Origin of the sequence: Halapricum sp. CBA1109 (genome assembly GCF_009741825.1) — an archaeon.
Classification (GTDB): domain Archaea; phylum Halobacteriota; class Halobacteria; order Halobacteriales; family Haloarculaceae; genus Halapricum.
The window spans coordinates 1-20640 of sequence record NZ_WPCA01000041.1 but is presented as its reverse complement, the minus strand read 5'-3'; the positions used below and the strand labels follow the sequence as shown (position 1 = coordinate 20640).

The 20640-nt window shown below is 66.5% G+C and carries 18 protein-coding genes and 1 pseudogene; 11 read left to right on the top strand and 8 right to left on the bottom strand.

The features are described 5' to 3' along the window. Window positions 1–898: acyl-CoA synthetase (locus tag GJ629_RS06600; RefSeq protein WP_157512287.1), on the top strand; the 898-nt coding region annotated here is incomplete at its 5' end. A gap of 134 nt (window positions 899–1032) precedes the next feature. Next, on the top strand, window positions 1033–1506 hold the full coding sequence (locus GJ629_RS06595) for a universal stress protein (protein WP_157512286.1): 474 nt from the start codon (window positions 1033–1035) through the stop codon (window positions 1504–1506). Here the strand turns inward: GJ629_RS06595 and GJ629_RS06590 are convergent. Genes GJ629_RS06590 through glpA form a run of 3 tightly spaced genes read right to left on the bottom strand, consistent with a single transcriptional unit; the run spans window position 1503 to window position 5831 of the window. Beyond that, on the bottom strand, window positions 1503–2870 hold the full coding sequence (locus tag GJ629_RS06590; RefSeq protein ID WP_157512285.1) for an anaerobic glycerol-3-phosphate dehydrogenase subunit C: 1368 nt from the start codon (window positions 2868–2870) through the stop codon (window positions 1503–1505). The two genes, GJ629_RS06595 and GJ629_RS06590, sit on opposite strands and share 4 nt — an antisense overlap. Further along, complete coding sequence (glpB, locus tag GJ629_RS06585; protein WP_157512284.1) at window positions 2867–4108, bottom strand: glycerol-3-phosphate dehydrogenase subunit GlpB; 1242 nt, start codon at window positions 4106–4108, stop codon at window positions 2867–2869. Before glpB ends, GJ629_RS06590 begins: the two co-directional genes overlap by 4 nt. Further along, window positions 4098–5831: an anaerobic glycerol-3-phosphate dehydrogenase subunit GlpA gene (gene glpA, locus GJ629_RS06580; RefSeq protein ID WP_157512283.1), complete on the bottom strand. Its 1734-nt coding sequence runs from the start codon at window positions 5829–5831 to the stop codon at window positions 4098–4100. The genes glpB and glpA overlap by 11 nt, the downstream gene beginning before the upstream one ends. 246 nt (window positions 5832–6077) lie before the next feature. Between glpA and glpK the strand changes: the two genes are divergently transcribed. The 3 genes from glpK to GJ629_RS06565 all read left to right on the top strand — a co-directional run bounded on the left by glpK (window position 6078) and on the right by GJ629_RS06565 (window position 10012). Beyond that, window positions 6078–7613, top strand: a complete 1536-nt coding sequence (gene glpK, locus GJ629_RS06575) for a glycerol kinase GlpK (RefSeq protein ID WP_157512282.1) — start codon at window positions 6078–6080, stop codon at window positions 7611–7613. A gap of 3 nt (window positions 7614–7616) precedes the next feature. Beyond that, on the top strand, window positions 7617–8765 hold the full coding sequence (locus tag GJ629_RS06570; protein WP_157512281.1) for a hypothetical protein: 1149 nt from the start codon (window positions 7617–7619) through the stop codon (window positions 8763–8765). Between the two features lie 89 nt (window positions 8766–8854). Further along, entirely contained in the window at window positions 8855–10012 is a 1158-nt protein-coding gene (locus GJ629_RS06565) for a Cdc6/Cdc18 family protein (protein ID WP_157512280.1), read from the top strand. Here the strand turns inward: GJ629_RS06565 and GJ629_RS06560 are convergent. The 3 genes from GJ629_RS06560 to kdgK1 all read right to left on the bottom strand — a co-directional run bounded on the left by GJ629_RS06560 (window position 10009) and on the right by kdgK1 (window position 13866). Next, window positions 10009–10983 (bottom strand): ROK family protein, encoded by a 975-nt coding sequence (locus GJ629_RS06560; protein WP_157512279.1) that lies wholly within the window; start codon window positions 10981–10983, stop codon window positions 10009–10011. The two genes, GJ629_RS06565 and GJ629_RS06560, sit on opposite strands and share 4 nt — an antisense overlap. A gap of 74 nt (window positions 10984–11057) precedes the next feature. Continuing rightward, on the bottom strand, window positions 11058–12803 hold the full coding sequence (gene pyk / locus GJ629_RS06555; RefSeq protein WP_157512278.1) for a pyruvate kinase: 1746 nt from the start codon (window positions 12801–12803) through the stop codon (window positions 11058–11060). Window positions 12804–12912: 109 nt separating this feature from the next. Beyond that, window positions 12913–13866, bottom strand: coding sequence for a bifunctional 2-dehydro-3-deoxygluconokinase/2-dehydro-3-deoxygalactonokinase (gene kdgK1, locus GJ629_RS06550; protein ID WP_157512277.1), 954 nt, complete (start codon window positions 13864–13866; stop codon window positions 12913–12915). A gap of 294 nt (window positions 13867–14160) precedes the next feature. Between kdgK1 and GJ629_RS06545 the strand changes: the two genes are divergently transcribed. The 4 genes and pseudogenes from GJ629_RS06545 (at window position 14161) to GJ629_RS06530 (ending at window position 18113) form a co-directional block, all read left to right on the top strand. After that, the gene (locus GJ629_RS06545; protein ID WP_157512276.1) at window positions 14161–16185 is read left to right on the top strand and encodes a methyl-accepting chemotaxis protein; all 2025 of its coding nucleotides are present in this window, start codon (window positions 14161–14163) and stop codon (window positions 16183–16185) included. A 3-nt stretch (window positions 16186–16188) separates the two neighbouring features. After that, window positions 16189–17242: pseudogene (locus tag GJ629_RS06540) on the top strand (NAD(P)/FAD-dependent oxidoreductase). A gap of 60 nt (window positions 17243–17302) precedes the next feature. Next, entirely contained in the window at window positions 17303–17770 is a 468-nt protein-coding gene (locus tag GJ629_RS06535; RefSeq protein WP_157512275.1) for an SRPBCC domain-containing protein, read from the top strand. Between the two features lie 55 nt (window positions 17771–17825). Further along, window positions 17826–18113, top strand: coding sequence for a hypothetical protein (locus GJ629_RS06530; protein WP_157512274.1), 288 nt, complete (start codon window positions 17826–17828; stop codon window positions 18111–18113). Here the strand turns inward: GJ629_RS06530 and GJ629_RS06525 are convergent. Together GJ629_RS06525 and GJ629_RS06520 are read right to left on the bottom strand one after the other, a co-directional pair. Then, window positions 18110–18769 (bottom strand): 2,5-diamino-6-(ribosylamino)-4(3H)-pyrimidinone 5'-phosphate reductase, encoded by a 660-nt coding sequence (locus GJ629_RS06525; RefSeq protein ID WP_157512273.1) that lies wholly within the window; start codon window positions 18767–18769, stop codon window positions 18110–18112. The two genes, GJ629_RS06530 and GJ629_RS06525, sit on opposite strands and share 4 nt — an antisense overlap. Before the next feature lie 34 nt (window positions 18770–18803). Continuing rightward, window positions 18804–19229 carry a hypothetical protein gene (locus GJ629_RS06520; RefSeq protein ID WP_157512272.1) on the bottom strand — a complete coding sequence of 142 codons (426 nt, stop codon included), beginning with the start codon at window positions 19227–19229 and terminating at the stop codon, window positions 18804–18806. Window positions 19230–19345: 116 nt separating this feature from the next. Here GJ629_RS06520 and GJ629_RS06515 point away from each other — a divergent pair, with 116 nt between their 5' ends. After that, window positions 19346–20032, top strand: coding sequence for a PHP domain-containing protein (locus tag GJ629_RS06515; RefSeq protein ID WP_370515814.1), 687 nt, complete (start codon window positions 19346–19348; stop codon window positions 20030–20032). A 343-nt stretch (window positions 20033–20375) separates the two neighbouring features. After that, window positions 20376–20640, top strand: a 265-nt coding sequence (locus tag GJ629_RS16940; RefSeq protein ID WP_370515813.1) for an asparagine synthase C-terminal domain-containing protein, incomplete at its 3' end; no start/stop codon positions are given.

Genomic DNA, 20640 nt, shown 5'->3' with positions numbered 1-20640 from the left:
GATCGACCGGCACGACCTGTCGGTGTTCGGCGTCTCCCGACGGCCATCCGCGCCCTGGCGGGAACACGGCGACGAGTGGGTACAGCGCCACGACCGCTCCTCGTTGCGGCTGCTCGGGTCGACGGGGGAGCCGTGGGACCCCGAGTCCTGGCAGTGGTTCCTCGACACTGTCGGCGGCGGGGACGCGCCGATAATCAACATCTCCGGCGGCACGGAGATATGCGGCTGTTTCCTGATGCCGATGCCTGACCAACCGCTGAAACCGACCACGCTCGGCGGCCCGGGCCTCGGGATGGACATCGACATCGTGAACGAGGCCGGCGAGTCCATCGCCGAGACGGGCGAGAAGGGGTATCTCGTCGCCCGGGACTCCTGTCCGAGTACGACCAAGTCGCTGTGGAGCGGCGACGAGCGATACCTCGACACCTACTGGTCGCGATGGGAGGACCTGTGGGACCACGGCGACTTCGCCCAACGGGACGCCGACGGCTTCTGGTTTCTCCACGGCCGGGCGGACGACACCCTCAACGTCGCCGGACGGAAGGTCGGCCCCGCCGAAGTCGAGGCTGCCCTCGTCGACCACGAGGCGGTCACGCAGGCCGCCGCCGTCGGGACACCCGACGACACCACCGGAACGGCCGTCGTCGCTTACGTCGTCCTCGAGGACGGCACGTCGATGGACGAGGACCTCCGGACGGCGTTGCGGGCCCGCGTCGGCGAGCAACTGGGCAAGCCCTTCAGACCCCGTGAGATTCACGCCGTCGAGGCCCTCCCGAAGACCCAGTCCGGCAAGATAGTCCGCCGTCTCGTCGAGGCCGCCCACAACGGCGAACCGGTCGGCGACACCGACAGCGTCGAGAACCCCGAGGCCATCGGCGCCATCGAGGCGAAAACCTGAGGGGTTTCGCGGAGTCGATACCCACGAACGCCCAATAGACACCATCTATACCCATCTTTCATTATTTCACATTACCTACCTCCACAATCATCAAAGGGTTTATCTACTTCCGAGTAAATACATTTAGGTACACAATGACGCTCGAAACGATACTACTGGCAGTCGGCCCCTCGGACAAGGACCGTGCGGAAGAACTCGCGGAAGCAGTCACGGAGATCGCAGTCCCCTCCGATGCGGATGTGGTCATCGGTCACGTCTTCACGCGCGAGGAGTTCGACTCGGCGGCCGAGCGGTTGGAGTTCGAGATGGGTAACGACGCGGAACCGGACGAGGTCGCACGACGACACCAGAGCGTCCGCGACATCGTCGACCGCCTCTCGGAGAACGGTGTCGACGTGACCGTTCGTGGCGCCGTCGGCGACCACGCCGAGATGATCAACCGACTCGCCGAACAGACCGGTGCCGACCGCGTCGTCGTCGGCGGCCGCAAGCGCTCGCCGACCGGCAAGGCGGTCTTCGGGAGCCTCGCACAGGAGGTTATGCTTTCGGCACCGTGCCCCGTGACCTTCGTCCGCGGCCGCGAGAAAAAACAGAAGATCGAGGCCTAGGCCTCGACGATAGCGGCCTCGATCAACTCGAGGGGGTGACGGACGTCGTAGCCCGTCCCGTGTTCCATCTGCATCGCGCAGGTCGGACACTCGGTCATCCCCGTCTCGCCGGCGGAGTCCTCCATGTGGTCGAACATCGGCTGACCGATCTCCATCGATATCTCGTACTTCTCGGACTTCCAGCCGTAGGTCCCCGAGATACCCGAACAGGAGTCCCCGACGTCCTCGATGCCGACACCGTCGAGTTCGGCGAACAGTTCGACGGCTTGGCGCTCTAGGCCTTGGTTACGGCCGTGACAGGGCGCGTGGTAGGCGAACTCCTCTGCGAGGTCGCCCTCGACGGTGGCCTCGGACAGTCGGTCGGCGATGTCGGTGTGGATCCGCAGGTACTCCACTGAGTCGTAGGTGTTTTCGGACACTTTCTCGATGCCGTCGATGTCGAACAGTTCGGGGTACTCCTGCCGCAGCGCCATCGAACAGGAGGTACAGGAGGCGATGGCGTCGTATCCCTGTTCGACGAGGTCGGACATAGAGGAGACGTTCACTTTCGCGTGGCGTTCGGCGTCGTCCAACATCCCGTTGGCGAACATCGGCGTGCCCGAACACTTCTGTTCGGGGACGACGACTTCAAAGCCCAGTTCCTCGTAGACCCGGACCATCGCCTTCCCGACTTGGGTGGTGTTGTAGTTCGAGTAACAGCCGTGGAAGTACGCCACCTTGTAGTCGCTGGGGTCGGCGTCGTCGGGTCGGTTCTGCCGGGCGCGCCGCCGGGACTCGTCGGCACCGCCGCGCTTTGCCCACCACTCCTGGAACGTCTCGGTGGCGAACGCCGGGAAGTCCCGCTCTTTCGGGATACCCATCGTCTTGTCCATCACCCACCGGACCGCGCTATTGTTCATCACGAACGTCGAGAGCCGCGGAACCTTGCTCGCCAGCCACGCCGACGTGCGGTAGTTGGCGAGGATGCGGTTGCGGATGTACTCCACCGAGAGTTTGCTCATCTGCTCGTCGACGTAGCGCCCGCGGGCGGTGTTGTGCATCTGGCTCAGCGGAACTCCCGAGGGACAGGCGTTGTCACATCGCAGGCAGTTCGAGCAGGAAGTGATGGAGTCGTCTATCTCGTAATCGTCGTCGGTCTGGGTGAGCCGCCACTGTTCGGGGCCTTGGAACTTCGGACCGGGGAAGTCGTCGTCGACTTCCGCGACCGGACAGTTGGTGTCGCAGGTCGAACACTTATAACAGTTGTCTGCCCCCGGTCGGAGGTCGAAGTCGTCGTTGTCTGGAAACACCTCGACCGGTTCGAACTCTTCGCCAGTGGTCGGTTCCGCCGGTGAGAACGTCGTTGGGTCTTCTGCGTCACTCATAGTTCCTCCGTCGCCGCAGTCGCCGCGTGGTATCCTGTCGCTATCGAGACGCCGCTACCGGACTTCTCGGCCGCGTAGTCGTACCCCCCGAGGACGCCGCCGGCGGCCCTGAGGTTGTCGAACTGCGGGTCGCCGTCCGCATCGAGTACCCGCAAGCGGTCGTCGGTGTCGACGCCGTAGCGGGCAAAGGGGTGGTCGCCGAACACGTCGCCGTCGAACCACTCGTAGCGGTCCTCGGCGTGGTCGACGTGGCAGTCGAAGATGGGTTCGTAGACACCCTCGCGGTCGGAGTCGATGCCCTTGCCGACGAGGCCACCCGTCGCGAGGACGTACTGGTCGGCGCTGTAGGGCACCTCCGTCCCGCTTTTCTCGACCAGAACGTGGTCGATACGGTCGTCGCCCTCGTAGTCGACGACCGGGTTGCCCGTCTCGAAGGACCCGCCGGCCGAATCCAGCGCCGAGAACAGGGCGTCCTCCAGTCGCAGCCCGGGGAGCGAGGGCGGGCCGGAGGGGACCTCGAACACCGCGGCGCCCAGTTCGGATTCGAGGTGGGTCCTGACCCGGTCGTGGTCGTCGTCGCCGAGAACCGCCGGGAGACCGATCCGCTGTTGGCCGCTCCGGTTTGCCTCGATTCGCTCGACGAACCCGTCCCGGGTCGCGGGGTCGGTCTCTAAGAGTTTCGCGTACCGGGTGACCTTCGCGTCGGCCTGGAGGTCGCCCGGGAACTGGATGGTCACGCCGCTGACGTCGAAGGGGACGCCCGCGGCCTCGAGGTGGGCGGCGACGTGGGGCGCGTCGAAGTCCGTCATCGACTGGAGGCCGACCAGCAGGACGTCCCGGTCGTCGCTAGCGACGCCGGCGGCCGCCCCGGGCGGGTACCGCGCCGTGGGCTTTACCGTCCCGCCGTGGGTCGGCAACAGCGCGTTCGTGTCGGTGTGGCCGCCGCGGTAGTCCGTCACCTCGTCGAAGACGTCCATCGCCGAGCGGACGCCGTCGACGCCCACCGTCCGGTAGGGGTGGTCGTCGGGCAACTCCGGGATGGCCGCGAAGGGGTCAGTCAGCGGTCCCTCGCCGTCGGGTGTGTAGCCGAGGACGTCGACCAGTCCCGAGGCGTTCCGGAGCGTCGACTGCTTGTAGGACACCAAGCGGACGTCGACGCCCTCACGGGCGGCGGTGACGGCCGTCGTGAGGCCGGCGAGGCCACCGCCGACGACCAGCAACTCCGAATCAATAGCCATCGGCGTGCCCTCCGTCGGCGGCGACGTCGGTCCCGGCGGCACCGGTCGTCCGGTCGTCGGTGCCGGAGTCGAACGCCGAGAAGTCGAGGGATTCGCCGTCGGCGGGGTCGTGGTCGCGGTTCTGGGTCGTCGCGTGCAGCGCGTAGTTCAGCGCGGCCTGTGAGAGCTGTTGGCCCCAGAGGGCGTGGCGCTGGCCCTTCCAGCGTTCCTGGAGGAGTTCGTCCCACGCCCGCCGGGCGATCGGCTCCTCGTACTCGCCGTGGAGTTCGCTGGCCAGCCGGTGCGAGCAGAACCCGCCCTGACAGTTGCCCATCGAGGCGCGGGTCCGGATACGGACGGCGTTGAGGTCCGACCCAGACTGGGCGATGGCGTCCTGTACCTCCGCGCGGGTGACGCCCTCACACTCACAGACGGTCGGGTTCGGGCCGGCGGTCTGCAGCACCTCGTCCGCACGGGAGCCGAGGCGTTCGACGCTCCGGCGGCCGATTGGCGACCGGAGGCCGAACTCGTCCATATAGTCCCGCAGGACAGAGAAGTCCTCGCTGCCGGGAAGCGGTACGTCCGCCGTCCGACACGCTCGGTCGATGCCGAACTGGTTACAGACGTGGTCGGCTATCTGCTCGCCCATCATCCGGTAGGTGGTGAACTTCCCGCCGACGATGCTGGTCATCCCCGGGAGGCCGTCGCGTTCCTCGTGGTCCAACAGGAAGAAATCGCGCGTGATGTCCGTCGGGTCCTCGCTGCCGACGTCCGGCGGTTCGTACAGCGGGCGCACGCCCCAGAACGACCGGATGGTCCGGGCCTCCTCCAGCATCGGGACCAGTTCTTTCAGCGTGTCGATCATCATATCGACCTCCCACTGCTCCTCGGGGTAGTCCTCCGGGTCCGCTACCTCCTCGTCGGTCGTCCCGAGGATGGCCGTCGTCTCGTGGGGGACGATGATGTCGGCGTCGCCTTTCGGGCGACAGCGGTTGATCACGGTGTCGACCTGCCGGACGTTCATAATGGTCATCACGCCCTTCGAGGGGCGGACCTCGATGTCGACGCCGGCCATATCGCCGATGCGGCCGGCCCACGCCCCGGTGGCGTTGACGACGTAGTCGGCGCGAATCTCCTCGCGGCCGCCCTCGACGCCGTGGACACGCAGGCCCGGCCCCGAATCGTGTTCGACCTCGACGCCGACGACTTCGCCGTCCTCGACGAGCAGGTCCCGGACTTTCGAGTGAGTCTCGACGCGAGCGCCGTGTTCCTGCGCGCTCGCGGCGTTCGCGACCACCAGCCGGAACGGGTCGACGGCCCCGTCGGGGACGGTGATGGCCTTGTCGATGTCGGTGGCGAGGTGGGGCTCCATCTGCCGGGCTTCCCGGCCGGAGACGACCTCCGCGGGGATGCCACACTCCTCACAGCCGCTGAGTTTGTCCTGGAAGTACGACTCGTCGTCCTCGGGGCGTTTGACGAACAGGCCGCCGGTCATCTCGACGCAGTGACTGGCGATGTCCCGGAGGACGCGGTTCTCCTCTATGCACTCGGTCGCGCTCGCCTGGTCGGCGACGGCGTACCGGCCGCCGCTGTGCAGGAGCCCGTGCATCCGCCCGGTCGTCCCGTGGGTGAGGTTCCCCTGCTCGAGCAGGGTGACGTCGAACTCGCGCATCGCGAGGTCCCGCGCGATGCCGACGCCGGTAGAGCCCCCGCCGATGACGAGGACGTGTGGTGTGGCTGCCATACGTTATCTCAGCCAACGGACCGGGAGTACTTCATAGTTATTGTCGGTGCCGCTGTCTTCCATAAAGAAATAGTACTTCAAAGATTTTCGAATTTTCGCATCGCGTATGCGGGTGTAAGAGTGGTATACGGGCGATTCTCGGAGGAACGGAGGTTCGGTTGCGGAATATTTATAATGGTTCACTATGTTTGTTACGGATAAGACGACACCGGCCGTGAACAACGTGTCGTCGACGGTGACACACCAATGCCAACGGAAACATACGTCGGTGCGATCGACCAGGGGACGACAGGTACCCGGTTCATGGTTTTCGACCACGCCGGGCAAGTTATCGCGAACGCCTACGAGAAACACGAGCAGATCTACCCCGAGCCGGGGTGGGTCGAGCACGACCCGATGGAGATATGGGAGAACACGAAGACGGTCGTCACTCGTGCGCTGGCCAACGCCGGCCTCGGGGCCGAACAGCTAGACGCGCTGGGCATCACGAACCAGCGAGAGACGACGATCGTGTGGGACGCCGAAACCGGCAAGCCGGTCCACAACGCGCTGGTCTGGCAGGACCGCCGGACGACCGACCGCGTCGAGGAGATCCAAGAGGAGGACAAAGTCGAGTGGATCCGCGAGAAGACCGGACTGGAGTGTGACGCGTACTTCTCGGCGACTAAGGCCGAGTGGATTCTGAAAAACGCCGATCAAATCAAGACCGGCCGCGCCCGGCCCGAGGACATCCAGGACCGGGCGAAAGCCGGCGAACTCATGATGGGCACCATCGACACGTGGCTCATCTACAACCTCACCGGTAACCACATCACGGACGTCTCCAACGCCTCCCGGACGATGCTGTACAACATCCGGGAACTGGAGTGGGACGACGAACTCCTAGCGGAGTTCAACGTGCCCAAGTCGATGGTGCCGGAGGTGCGACCGTCCAGCGACGAGAACCTCTACGGCCACACGGACGCCGAGGGCTTCCTCGGGGCCGAAGTACCGGTCGCAGGGGCGCTGGGTGACCAGCAGGCCGCGCTGTTCGGCCAGACCTGTTTCGACGCGGGGGACGCGAAAAACACCTACGGGACGGGGAGTTTCTTCCTGATGAACACCGGCGAGGAGGCCGTCACCTCCGATCACGGCCTGCTGACGACCATCGGGTTCCAGAAGTCGGGTGAGCCGGTCCAGTACGCGCTGGAGGGGTCCATCTTCATCACCGGTGCGGCAATCGAGTGGCTCGAGGACGTCGACCTGATCGACGACCCGGCCGAGACGGCACAACTCGCCCGCTCGGTAGACTCCACGGACGGCGTCTACATGGTCCCGGCGTTCACGGGCCTCGGCGCGCCCCACTGGGACGGCCGTGCCCGCGGGACAATCGTCGGGATGACCCGCGGTACCCGCCGTGAACACATCGTCCGCGCGACGCTAGAGTCCATCGCCTACCAGACTCGCGACGTGGCCGAGGCGATGGAGGCTGACTCCGGCGTCGAGATGACCTCGCTGAAGGTCGACGGCGGCGCGGTCAAGAACAACTTCCTCTGTCAGCTACAGAGCGACATCATCCAGACCGAAATCGCCCGGCCCGAGGTCGACGAGACCACCGCGCTTGGATCGGCCTACGCCGCCGGCCTCGCCGTCGGCTACTGGGACTCCGTCGACGAACTGCGGGACAACTGGCAGATCGACAAGGAGTTCACGCCGAAGATGGCCGGCAGCGACGCGGACAAGATGTACGACCGCTGGGACGACGCCGTCGAGAAGTCCCTCGACTGGGCACAGGAGGACTAATCTATGGAAGAGATCATCCTTCAGGTTCCGCTTCTGGACATCCCGTGGAAGACGTTTGCACTGCTCGCCATCACCGCCCTCGCGGGCGGGGCGTTCGGTGCCGCACTCGGCGCGCTGCCGGCCTTCATCTTCACCGGGTTCGTCGTGTTCCTCGGTGAGGGACTGGCCATCCTCCAGCGAGCCATCATCGGCAACACGAACGTGACGGCAATTCCCGAAGGCGAGTTCGCGGCCGGCCTCACCGGTGTCCTCGGGTTCGGTGCCCTCACCGGCCCGCACATCGCCTTCGCCGGCGGTGTGGCCGCGACTGCCTACGCGGGCAAGAAGTACCCCGAGATGGAGCCCGACGGCTGGGACTACCACTTCGGGAAGAACATCCTCTACGCGTTCGGGACCAAGCCCGACATCCTCGCGGTGGGGGCCATCTTCGGCCTCATCGGGATGTTGATCAACCAAGTGACGGGCGCGATACTCGTCGTCGACGGCACGGGCGTCACCGACAGCATCGCGCTGACGGTCGTCATCTCGGCGTTCCTCGCTCGCATCGCCTTCGGGTATCCCATCATCGGGAAGGCCCGCGGGTCGGGCATCCTCGACATGTCGCCGTTCGAGCGTGAGGAGCCCCACCCGATGGCGGACGGCGGCGAAGTGGCCGAAGAACACAAAGGCCGACTGGCGACCGAACCGTGGCTGCCCCACCAGTACAAGTGGAGCGGCGTCACGGCCATCGGTCTCGTCGGCGGTGTGCTGGGCGGGTTCATCTACCTGCAGACGGGCAGCATCTTCCTCGGCTACGCCATCTCGGCGATCAGCCTGCTGTTCCTGAACCTCGGCGTCGAGAAGATTCCGGTGACCCACCACATCACCCTCCTCGGGTCCGTCGGTGCCGTCGTCGCGGCATCGGCCTTCGCCGACGTCGGCAGCGCGGTCATCCCGCTCGGTGCCCTCGGCACGACGGGCGTCGTCGCGGCGCTCGTGGCAGCCGGCGTCTTCGGCGCGATCAGCGGCCTGATGGGTGAAGTGACTCAGCGGATGTTCTACGCCCACTCCGGCACCCACGTCGACCCGCCCGCGATGGCCATCGCCCTCGCGATGGTCATCGTCGGCGTGCTGGCCATCGCGGGTGTCCTGCCGAGCGCGGGGTACCTCTAAAACCCCGTCACGGCAGTCAGCCGTCTTCCGGCATCGGTGCTGTTTTGATTCGCCGAATAAAATCGCCACTAACAGACTGACACCCACGTATGGACATCGACACGCGCATCCGACGGCGGGAACGACTCCAGGACGACCGACGGCTGGTCGTCGATTACCAGGCGTTGAGTCCCGTCGCCCACGTGGAAGAGCCCCCCGGACGGGGGCCCGTTCTGGAACGTGTCCTCGACCACCTCGATCCGGTGTTCGAGGGCCGGAAGCCGCCAGACGGGGCGCTCTGGGGGCCGCCGGGGTCCGGGAAGTCGGCCGTCGTGACGGCGCTTTTCGACCGACTGCGGATCCGCACCGAGCAATCACAGTCGGTCGTCCACACGACGACGCGGGCCCAGTCGCCCGACGCACCCGCGTTCGTCTACCTCGACACGAGAGCCGCCAGCAGCCGGTTTCAGCTCTACCACGACACGCTGGCCGCCCTGACCGACGAGTCGGTCCCGGAACACGGCGTCAGCACCGAACAGCTTCAGTCGCGGTTGCGGTCGCGGCTGGGCAGGTACAGCAGCGCCGTCGTCGCCGTCGACCACGTCGGCGAACCGCAGACGCTGTCGGCGGCCGAAGTGCGAGAGCAGTTCGAGCCATTCGGTTCACAGCTGTCCCTGCTGACTATCAGCCGCTCGCCGCCCGACGCCTGGCCCGTCGAGACCATCGAGATTCCGGGCTACGGCCAGCAGGTCCTCATCGACGTGTTGATGACCCGCTCCTCGGAGGGGCTGACGAGCGACGCGTTCACCCACCGACAGGCGCGGACGCTCGCCTCGTGGGCCAGCGGGAACGCCCACGACGCGCTGGCAGCGCTTTTCGGCGCGGCCGACGCCGCCGCCGCGGAGAACCGCGACCAACTGACCGAGGCCGACCTGCAGGCCGGTATGGACCACGTGCCCGAGCGGTGCGTCTCGCTGGGGTGGGTGCTGACGCTCCCGGAGAACAGACAGCTCGTGCTGTACGAACTACTGCAGTTGCCCGACGCCGCGGGCCGTTCGGTGACCGAGATAACCGACGCGCTCGCGGACCGCCCGGCAATCGACCTCTCGGCGGGGACCATCAGGCGGTTCCTCTACGAACTCGCCGAGGACGGTATCGTCGAACGGGTCGAAACCGAGCGGAAACACGACCAGGGACGGCCGCCAAGTCGTATCGAACCGCGGTTCCCGACACGGGTGTTCGAACGGCTCTACGAGATTCAGAACTAGCTGTCGAGTCTCGCCCGGTCGCCCGTCCCCTCGGTCATCGCGCTCGCGAGCGCTCCTTTCAACACGACGTCGTCACCGAGCGTCGTCAGTTTTATCTCCGGGATGTTGATGAACACCCGGTCCTCGATTCGTTCGCGGATCGGTTCCAGCACCAGTTCGGGGTTGTTGAGCGCCACGCCGCCGCCGACGTAGACGACCAACGGCGCGTACGAGTGGATGATGTTCGCCATCCCCATCGAGTTCCACACGTTGAGTTTCTCGATGACGTGGTCGGCGAAGGCGTCTTCACCGGCGTTGTCGTAGATGTCGACCGCCGAGAACCCCTCGCTCTCGACGGGGAGGTCCGTCTCCCAGTCGCCGTCCTCGTACAGTCGCCTCGCGTACTTCGGGATGTTCTGCCCCGAGCAGTACGCCTCCCAGTGGCCGGGTTTCCCACAGCCACACTCCATCGTCCCCGCGGGGTCGATGGTCATGTGTCCGACCTCGCCCGCGTTGCCGTCCCATCCCGAGAGGACGTGCCCGTCGACACAGACGCCGGCACCGATGCCCGTCGAGATGGTCAGATACGCCATGTCGTCGGGGTTGCGGTCGTTGTGGAACCGCTCGCCGATGACGCCAGCGATGGTGTCGTTGTGGAGATACACCTGTTCGGACTCGACGAGGTTCGAGATGGGGCCCGTCAGCGGGATGCGGTCGATGCTGTCGGGGAGGTTCGCCGGGTTCTCGACGGCGCCCTCCGCGAGGTCCAGCGGTCCGATAGACCCGATACCGACACCTCTGAGAACTGTCGGGTCGACGCCCGCATCGTCGCAGGCGGCCCTGAGCGTCTCGAGTACCGCTTCGGTGACCGCGATACCTGTCGGTCCCTGTGGGGTCTCTTGTTTGTGTGACCCGCGCTCGACGCCGGCTTCCGTCCCGACGATAGCTCGGACGTACGTCCCGCCGAGGTCGACCCCTGCGTACGTGGCCATACTATCGGAGTGTGTACCCCTCCGTACTTAACTGCACATATTTACTCGCGTCGGTATGTGTTTTTTTGCCTACACTACTGCGGCTCGTTGACGGCGTCGTGATAGAGGACGCCCCGTTCGGCGTCCAGCGTGACCGGGATTCCGTCGTCGGCGTCGGCCGGAAGCGTCGCGCCGGCGATCATCGGGATGTCGAGTTCGCGGGCCTTGACCGCGACGTGCCCTTTCATCCCCTTGTTCTCGGCGACGATGCCGCGGACGCCCGCGGCGTCGCCCGAGAGGTTCTCGGAGACCGTCTCGGGGAGGAAGACGACCGACCCCTCCGGGGCCGCGGAGAGGTCGCCGTCGGTCGCGCGGTACAGCGATCCGGAGACGAGTCCCTCGACGACGGTCTGGCCCGAGAGGATGGTGTCGGCCGCGACGTGGACCTTCAGCATATTCGAGGTGTTGATGCCGTCGAGTTCGGTCATCATCCCCGAGACGACGACGACGGTGTCGCCGCTGTCGACGATGCCGGAGGACAGCGCCGACTGGACGGAGTTCTGGATGATGGCGTCCGCGCCGCCGGTCGTGTACGGTGCCGATGTGGGGTGGACCCCCCACGACAGGGCTAGCTGTCGGCGGACGCGGTCGTTCGGCGTCGAGGCGATGATCGGTAGACCGGGGCGGAACTTGGCGGCTTTCAGCGCCGTGTAGCCGGACTCGCTGGCGGCGACGATAGCCTCCGCGTCGATGTCCTCGGCGAGGTACCGAGCCGCGTGCGCCAGTGCGTCGGCCTGTGTCTCGTCGGCGTCCGGGACGCGATTCTCACGTATCTCGTCGTACTCGCCGCTGGCTTCGACCTGTTCGACGATGCTGGCCATCGTCGAGACGACCCGCGCCGGGTGGTTCCCGATTGCCGTCTCGCCTGAGAGCATCACGGCGTCCGTCCCGTCGAGGACGGCGTTGGCCACGTCGGAGGCCTCCGCGCGTGTCGGCCGTCGGGACTCGACCATCGAGTCCAGCATCTCCGTCGCCGTGATGACCGGGACGCCACGGTCGTTGCACTTCCGGATGATCCGCTTTTGGATCATCGGCACCTCCTCGAGGGGCAGTTCGACGCCGAGGTCCCCGCGGGCGACCATAATACCGTAGGCGGCGTCGATGATGTCGTCGAGGTTCTCGACGGCCCCCGCGCGCTCTATCTTGGCGACGATGGGGATGTCCGCACCGAGGTCGTCGAGCGTCGACTCTATCTCGCGGATGTCCGAGCCGTCGCGGATAAACGACGCCGCGATGAAGTCGACGTTCTTCTCGGCGGCGACTTCGAGTTCGCGCTGGTCTTTCTCGGTGATGACCGGCAGTCCAAGTTCGACCCCGGGGACGTTGACGCCCTTCCGGGACTGGAGTTTCCCGCCGTTCTGGACGGTGGCGTAGATGTCGGTCCCGTCGACCTCGTCGACACGTGTCTCGATCCGACCGTCGTCGAGCAGAATAGTGTCGCCCGGTTCGACCGCCGAGATGTCAAGCGAGAGCCCGACCGCGTCGGGGCTCGCGTTGTTGCCCTCGTAAAACCGGATCTGTGACCCGCCGACGAGTTGGATGGGTTCGTCGATCTCTGCCGTCCGGACCTCCGGTCCCGGGAGGTCGTGCATAACCGCCACCGGCTTGTCCATCTTCTCGTCGACCTCGCGGATCCGTTCGATCGTGTCCCGGCGGTGGTCAGGCGTTCCGTGGCTCGCGTTGAGGCGTGCCACCGACAGGCCCGCCTCGGCGAGTGCAGTGATACTCTCGATGTCGTCCGACGCTGGACCGAGCGTACAGACGATCTTCGCGTTCCGCATCGTCTATCGGCCTCCGCTCGCCCGTCGCATAGCACTTCTGCTGTTATCCATGCCCGGACGTGTGCCGCCCTAGGATATGAACCTTACCAGAGCGTCCAGAGACTGAAAATCAGCGATCGAGCGCCGTAGCGTCCCCAGAAACGACATCTCGTACTTCCGACGGCGTCACGAGCGCCATATCGCCGGGGATCGAGCGCTTGAGTGCCGCCGTCGCGGCCCCCCACCGGAGCCCCTCGTCGACGGCCCCCGTCTCGACGTACCGCGCGAGGAAGCCGCCGACGAACGCGTCGCCCGTTCCCACCGCGTGCGCGTCGCCCGCCGGATACGTTTCCTGCTCGACGGTTCGGCCGTCCGTCCGCGCGAGCGCGCCATCGGCCCCGCGGGTCACGACGACAGTCCCGATACCGTACCGCTCGGCTGCCGTCCGGGCGACGGCCGTGGCGTCGCCGTCGATACCGAGGACCGGGCCGGCGTCCCGTTGGGGGACAAAGAGGATATCGACGGACGCCAACAGCGGCCCGACCGTCTCCCCCGCCGCGTCCGTGTCCCACAGCTTCGACCGATAGTTGAGGTCGAAACTCACCGTCGCGCCCGCCTCGCTCGCCCTGTCCAGTAGCGCCGCCGTGGTGTCCGCGAGCGTCCCCGACAGCGCCGGGGTGATACCGCTCGTGTGGACGGCCGTCGCCGACTCGACTCGCTCGCTCGGGAGGTCGGCCGGCGTCGCCGTCTGGAGCGGGCCGTCCCCCCTGTCGTAGTAGACGTCGGTACCGCGCGGTTCGTCCCCGGATTCGAGGTAGTACGTGGGCTGGCGGCCGTCCGTCTCGGTCGCCACGAACGGCGTCACGCCGTGGCGTCGCAGTTCGTCCGTCACCCGCCGTCCCATCGGCGAGTCGGGGACCCGTGAGAGCCACCCCGCGGTCCGTCCCAGTCGGGCGGCGGCCACGGCGACGTTGCTCTCGGCACCGCCGACGGCGACGTCGAAACTGGTGGCCGTGTCGAGGCGGTCGTCACCGGGCGGGGACAACCGTAACATCGTCTCCCCGAACGTGAGAACGTCGACCATACCCCACGTCCTCGGGCCTCGCTCAATAGCGTGTCGCTGTTCGCCCAATTGTCAGATGCGATACTGACAGCGCAAGGTTTTATATGAGGGTGGGGAAAGAGTCCGAACACGATGAGTCGCTACGGGGTACGTGATAGGTACCCACGAAGAGACGGTCGGGGACCGGCGTTTTCGCCGTCTGAACACGGCGAACAGTTATATAATACATCGGCACATCCTATGTATGAGACAAGATGACAGCGTTCGGGTACAGTCGGCGGCAATCGCGTATCAGTGCGGCGGTGACAGACACATATGAGCAGTGATCAACAGGACGACAGCGGCGGCGGTCTGATGGGTATCGTTCGGACGATCGTTCCGGATTTCATCCGGCGAAGTTTCGTCATCAAGTTCGGTCTCGTCTTGCTCGTGTTGGGGCTCTCCGTGGGCGCAGTCGGGTTTGTCGGGTCACAGACCCTCACTGCGGAGTTCGAGGACGAGGTCAACGACAAGTTCTCCAACCTCGCCAGCTCACAGGCCGACGCGCTGGCGACGTGGGACACGAACAACCGCGACCAAGTGTTCGCCTACTCACGCCACCCTGACCTCGCCCAAGAGAACGTGAGCCAACTCCAGTCCGACCTGCTCGACGAGCGCAGGGCGCGGGATACGTGGGGCGAGAGCGGAGACACCGGCGTGCTTATGTCCGTCGCCAACACGTCGAGCGATACGATCATCGCGAGCACGTATTTCGCCTACCAAGGCCAGAGTGTCAGCAGTATCAGCCAGAACACGAGCGAGCAGATGGACAGTCTGGGCGGTCCCTCGGACGTCAAACGGACCGCACCGATCAACGGCACCCAGTTCGACGAGAACGTCTACGTCGCGTACGTGACGCCGATCAGCGGTGTCGACAACAGGGCGCTCATCTACCACGTCCCCGTCGCGACGTACACCGGGAGCCTCAGCGGCGGCGGCGCGGTCAGCGGAGAGGGCTCCAGCGGTGTGGCGCTGGTCGTCGACGGCCAAAACCGGATCCTCTTCGAGCAGCAGGGCGCCAGAAGCACCTTCATGAAGCAGTACGACGAGGCAACTGGGTTCGCCAACGAGTCCCGCGAGGCCGGACCGGCGAACTCGACCGCGTCCGTCCAGGGGCCGGCACAGGGCTTCTTGGCGAACGGTGACTACGGCCTCTCCGGCGAGGAGTACGTCGTCGGTGGCGCGAACGTCCAAGGCTCTGACTGGGTCGTGTTGATCCACACGAGCACCGCCGACGCCTACGGTGAGGTCCAAGGCATCGCCGATCAGGCCCTGATCGCAACCGGCCTCGGCGTCCTGCTGATCATCCTCTTCGGGGCGGCGCTTGGCCGAAACACCGCAAAGTCCATCGACCGCCTGACCGGCAAGGCAGAAGAGATGGAGGAGGGCAACCTCGAAGTCGACCTCTCCTCGGGCCGCATCGACAACATCGGCCGCCTCTACGACGGCTTCGCCAACATGCGCGACGCCCTGAACCAGCAGATTCAGGAGGCCGAACAGGCCCGCAAGGAGGCCGAGGTCTCCCGGGCGGAGGCGATGGAGATGTCCACGTACCTCCAGGAGACCGCCGACGAGTACGCACAGATCATGCAGCAGTGTGCGGCCGGGGACCTCACCCAGCGGATGGAGGCCGACGGCGAGAACGAGGCGATGGACCGCATCGCCGCCGAGTTCAACGAGATGATCGACGAACTCGAGAAGACCACCGGCCAGCTAAAGAGCTTCGCCGACGAGGTCGAAACCGCCGGGGAGGTCGTCCAGACCTCCTCCGAGAGCGTGCGTGACGCCTCCGAACAGGTCGCCGACTCCGTCCAGAAAATCTCCGACGACGCCTACGACCAGAAGGAACAACTCCAAGAGATATCCGAGACGATGGACCAGATCGCCGACGATCTGGACACGTTCGCGGCCGAGAACCCCGAGGTCGAGTTCGGGGACTCGCTGGAACGAATCGAGGAGATAGCCAGCATGATCTCGGAGGTCGTCGACCTCAGCGAGGAGACGATGTCCGAGGCCGAGAACGTCGCCGGCGCGGCCGAGGAACAGGCCGCTGAACTGAACGAGGTCACCCAGCGCGCCGAGGACCTCTCGCGCTACGCCCGTCCGCTGCGCGAGGTGCTCGACCGCTTCGAGACCGAGTCCGAACACGAGTTCTACTTCCCGACCGGACCCGGGTCGGCGAGGGTACGATGCCCGGCGAGGACGAGGAGTAGACGCGCGGTCGCCCGCGGAACGCCTTTTTCGGTCGTGTGCGGAAAGCGCAACAGCGCAAGGTACAAACACCGCCCGGCGGTATCGTAGGGTATGACAACGGACGGAGACCACCGCAAACTGCTGATCGCCGGATCCGGCATCGCCGGGCTGACAGCGGCCATCTACGCCGCCCGCGCGAACAACGACCCCCTCGTGCTGGAGGGCGACGAACCCGGCGGGCAACTCACGCTGACGACCGAAGTCGACAACTACCCCGGCTTCCCGGAGGGCATCAGTGGCCCCGACCTGATCAACAACATGAAAGCGCAGGCCGAGCGCTTCGGGGCCGAGATAGCCAACGGCGTCGTCGAGTCCGTCGACGACACGACCCGCCCCTTCGAGGTCGAACTCTCGAACGGCGACACGCTGACCGCGGACGCCGTCATCGCCGCCTCGGGAGCCAGCGCCCGGACGCTGGGCATCCCCGGGGAGGACGAACTGATGGGCTACGGCGTCTCGACGTGTGCGACCTGTGACGGCGCGTTCTTCCGCGGCGAGGACATGCTCGTCGTCGGCGGCGGCGACGCCGCGATGGAGGAGGCCAACTTCCTGACGAAGTTCGCCGACACCGTCTACATCGCCCACCGCCGCGAGAACTTCCGCGCAGAGGACTACTGGGTCGACCGCATCACGGAGAAAGTCGACGACGGCGACGTGGAGATACTCCGCAACACCGAGGCCGTCGAGATTCACGGCAGCAAAGAGGACGGCGTCGACCACGTCTCGCTGGTTCGCCACCCCGAGGGCCACCCCACGGAGAAACTCGACGCGACCGGGCCGAGGAGGTCGAGCACTTCGACCTCGACGTCGGCGCGACCTTCCTCGCCATCGGCCACACGCCCAACACGGGCTACTTGGCGGACACCGCTGTCGAACTCGACGACGCGGGCTACGTGCAGACGGCGGGCGGCAAGGGCGGCGGCCAGACAGAGACTGCGTCGAGGGCATCTTCGGCGCGGGCGACGTGGTCGACTTCCACTACCAACAGGCCATCACCGCCGGAGGGATGGGGTCGAAAGCGGCGCTGGACGCCGACGAGTACCTCGAAGCCGCGGGCGTCGAGGCCGCCGAGGCCGCCGAGGCGAGCGCCGAAGCCGACGACTGACGACCGACTGTCAGCACGGTTCACTCTGTATTTATGCTTCGAGAGCCCCTCTAGCGGGTGATGAACACCATAGAGCGCACTATCGATATCGCAGCATCGCCGGCGTCGGTCTGGGCGACCCTCGTCGATTTCCCGGCCTATCCGGAGTGGAACCCCTTCGTCACAGCCGTCGACGGTGACGCCGTGGTGGGCGAGCAGCTTTCGGTCCGTGTGGAACCGCCGGAGGGGCGCGCGATGACGTTCTCGCCGACGGTCACGACAGCGGTGCCGAACGAACACCTAGAGTGGGTCGGCCGACTGCTGGTCCGTGGACTGTTCGACGGACGACACGAATTCCGACTCGAACCCACCGCCGAAGACCACACCCGGTTCGTCCACCGCGAACACTTCTCCGGGCTACTCGTCGGCCTCCTCCTCGACGAGGGAGACATCGGAGCGGGTTTCGAAGCGATGAACGAGGCACTGAAGACCCGCGTCGAGGACCGGATGGAACGGACCGGTTCCGGCGACCGGGCAGTCGTAGCGTAATACCGGCGCACACGGACCCGACAGACCCTTCCCTGCGGTGGTCGAATGGCGTGATATGGCTGAGACAGTCACACTGACGATAGAGTCCGAGGACGGCGACGCCGACGAACTGACCGTGCCCGAGCCGCTTTTGGGGATGCTCCGCGAGGAGGAGGGCGAGACGGCCCCCGAAATCATCGGCGACATCGCGCTGTTCGGCCTCGCACAGCGCATCCACGGCGCGATCCACCACGCCGAGGGCCAACCGCCCGCGGAAGTCGAGGAGGCCGAGGCCGAGACGATGGAACTGTTCGAGGAGCGCTTCGGCGCGACTTTCGGCGAGATGACCGGCCACGACCACTAACGACAGTAGGTCAACAGGACACCGTCGTCGAGGCGTTCGACAGCGTCGAGTGTCAGCGCCGGGAACGAGTCGACGAACCCCGCCCCGTCCGCGAGCGTCGGGGCCTCCCGACCGCCGATTATCTTCGACCCCACGTACACCGATAGCTCGTCGACTAACTCCGCCGCGAACAGCGAGAATATCAGTTCCCCGCCGCCCTCGACCATCAGGTCCTCGACACCGGCCGCCTCCAGACGCTCGAACGCCGCCGGCAGCTCGACGCGGTCCTCGCCGGCGGTGATCACCGTCACACCCTCGCGTTCCATCGCCTCGATGGCCGTCTCCGAGACGGTGTCGGCGGCGAGCAGGAACGTCTCGGCCGCGTCGTCGAGGACCCGGGCGTCGGCGGGCGTCCGGAGCGTCGAGTCGGCGACGACGCGGGCCGGTTGTGCGGGGTCGCCCCGGCCCTCCCGGGCGGCGATTCGGTCGGCGTCGTCGACGGTCAGCGACGGGTCGTCGGCCAGTACCGTCCCGACGCCGACCATCACGGCGTCGCTGTCGGCCCGCAACTGGTCGACGCGGTCGAAGTCCTCGGGGCCACTGATCGTGACCTGTTGTCGGCGGCGCGAGGAGAGTTTGCCGTCGACGCTGCTCGCGGCGTTGACGCGGACGTGCATACCGGTCCTTGCGTGGTCACGCCCAAAAGCGTCGCTACCGGAGGCGCTCGATGGGGAGGCGCTGGGTGCCCGGCAGGTCGGCGGCCCGGAAACACAACACTGGGCCGTCGGTCCACAACTCCTGTAAGTCCAAGATTCGCTCGCCGTCGCGGGCCGCGACTCGTGCGACGCCCTCGCTGTCTATCTCGACGAACGTCTCGGGCGTCCGCTGGGTGGTCAACTCCCACTCGTCGTCGCCCATATCGAAGGACTCGGACTCGCCCTCGGACCACGAACAGACGATGCGGTACTGTTTCCGGGACTCCTCGGCCCGGTCGTGGTCGACTCGCTGGTCCGTCTCGACGGTGAGGTCGTGCCGGCCACACCACGCCCGGAGGCGGTCCTCGTCGAACCGCTTCTCGCCGTCGACCCACAGCAGGTGTGCGTCCGAGGGGTGGCCGCCGAACGCCGGTGGGTGCATGGCACGTCTAGACACACCCACTGGTAAAGTAGTCTGTGGCCAGACGACAGCCGAACGACACGACGGGGAACGTTCGGACCGGGGTTCTTTTCATCGGTCGTGACGAACGGAGTACTGTGCAATCGGTCGAACTCCACGCCCACTCCGAGTTGTCCTACGACGGGCGCGACCCGGTCGAGGATCTGTTGGCCCGGGCGCGGACCGCGTCGCTCGACGCTCTGGCCGTCACCGACCACGACGAGTTCGAGGCGAGTCGGCGGGCGTGTGAACTGGCACCGGAGTACGGACTGCTCGGCATCCCGGGGATGGAAGTGACCAGCGCCGCCGGCCACGTCCTCGCGTTGGGCATCGAGTCGGCTGTCGAGACCGGGCTGGCGTTCCGGGAGACGCTCGACCGGATCCACGATCAAGGCGGCATCGCCGTCGTCCCCCACCCGTTTCAGGAGTCCAGAAGCGGCGTGATGGCCAACATCTCGCGGGTCGACCTCGCGCGCGCCGACGCCATCGAGGTGTACAACTCGCGGCTGTTGACCGGCCGGGCGAACCGGCAGGCCCGGCGGTTCGCCGTCGAGCACGGCATCCCGATGACCGCCGGCAGCGACGCCCACATCGCCGAGATGGTCGGCCGCGCCATCACCACCGTCGACACCGACGAGCGCAGCGTCGACGCCATCTTAGAGGGGATCCGGGAGGGCCGAACCGCAATCGAAGGTCGGCGGACCCCGTGGCATATCAGCTTCCGACAGGCCGCCGGCGGGGCGAAGCGACGCGTCCGCGAACGGTTGGAACCACTGCTTGAATGATGGAGGGAGCGTCGCCAGCCCTCGTCCGCGAGGCTATCGAGACCTGCGAACCACTGCCCGGGACCCGCGGGTTCGCCGGCGAGGTAGACGGGGCGCTCGTCCGCGACGTGCTCGGCCGGTACCCGCTGTACACCGACCGCGGGGACCCGTCGACGTGGGCGAGCGATCCGACGACGCTTGCGGACCCCGACCCCGTCCCGGCCGGCCACCGCCGGACCCCTGAGGGCGACGAACGGCGCTGGACCCTACCCGACCCGAACCCCCTCGACCCGGAAGCGGCCGTCGAGAACCTCCGGGAGTCCATCGCGGCCAGCCTCGACGGTATCGACACCGAAGGGCTGGCGTGGCGTTTTCCGGGGGCGTCGACTCGGCGCTGGTCGCGGCCGCCCTCGAACGGCCCGCGTACGTCGTCGGCTTCCCCGATAGCCACGACGTCGAGGCCGCCCGCTCGGGGGCCGAGGCGCTGGGACTGGACCTCACCGTCGTCGAGGCGACCCACGAGGACCTCCGGCGGGCCGTCCCGGAGATCGTGGCGGCGACGGGCCGGACCAACGCGATGGACGTCCAGATAGCGCTCCCGCTGTACCTCGTCGCCGAGGCGGCCGCCG